The sequence below is a fragment of the Deinococcus sp. genome (assembly GCF_018260555.1).
Lineage (GTDB): Bacteria > Deinococcota > Deinococci > Deinococcales > Deinococcaceae > Deinococcus.
This window is the reverse complement of sequence record NZ_JAGLBB010000148.1, coordinates 1-1,005: the sequence shown is the minus strand read 5'-3', so window position 1 is coordinate 1,005 and position 1,005 is coordinate 1. Positions and strand designations below refer to the sequence as shown.

Below are 1,005 nucleotides of genomic sequence, written 5' to 3'. Positions count from 1 at the left end.
GTCCTCGTTGGAAGCACTCAAGAACGGCTGGCACGTCAGTTTTCACTTCATCTCATAAAATCTGTCAGGCGGTCAGGCCAGGAGGCTCAGTGTCGAAAGATTGTTCGTCAATGGCGGGTATTACAGAACACTTGGTGTCATGAACGCCATCAATCAGATTCAAAAGTGGCTTGAGTCAGGCAACGATGAGTCCAACAGACGAAGTGCACAGCGAATATATAGTTCACTATCCCGACCCATACAGATCGGCGTTGACAATCAATTGAAAAAGCAGGGGGTGGCTCAGGAGTGGAAAAATTAGTTATATACAGAAATTTTTCAAAAAAATTTCTCTTAAATATTTTAAGCGCGGGGGTATTAGTGATGACGGGATGTGACAGTAAAAACGTATCAGGCGCGGAAATCGTCGATTCTTATATTGAAGCAGTTATCACGAATGATTCAAGCAAAATAGGCCAGCTGATGGGACTTGATGGCTCATTTATGGAGGTCGCACTTGGGAAAGCAATGGGTAGCGCTGTTGACCAGTATTGGCGAAAGCATCCCCAGAAAATCGATGACTTCAAGTGGATGATATCAACCAGAGAAGAAAAAACAAATACTACATTATACGATATTGAACTCTACTCACCCGATTATGGAGCATTGGCTAAAAGGGAAAATGAGCTTCTGGGTTTCGGATATAATTCTGATGGCGTCTATGTGGCTGAGGACACAGGCGTAACTGCCGAAGAGGCTGAGCGACAGGCCAGGGCTGATCTATCGATTAAGCCGTTACATTTCCGCGTGCCTTTGAAGCTGATCCGTAGGGATGACCGGTGGATCGTCGATCCCAACTGGGCCGAGAATGTGGTTCTCTTCACCGTCATTCGGCGAGGGGACACGGCCACCGAGAACTTGGAGTACCTCGTCAAACCCTGAGGCCCGGCCCTTACAGCCGGATGCCGATCAGGGCGTAGGCGACCAGGGCGAGTTTCTCGCGCAGCAGGTACGAGCGGTCGACCT

General features: G+C 48.5%; 1 protein-coding gene. It reads left to right on the top strand.

The window, feature by feature from the left end:
• Positions 1-288: 288 nt before the first annotated feature.
• On the top strand, positions 289-921 hold the full coding sequence (locus tag QZ271_RS14365) for a hypothetical protein (RefSeq protein ID WP_291432625.1): 633 nt from the start codon (positions 289-291) through the stop codon (positions 919-921).
• Positions 922-1,005: the final 84 nt, after the last annotated feature.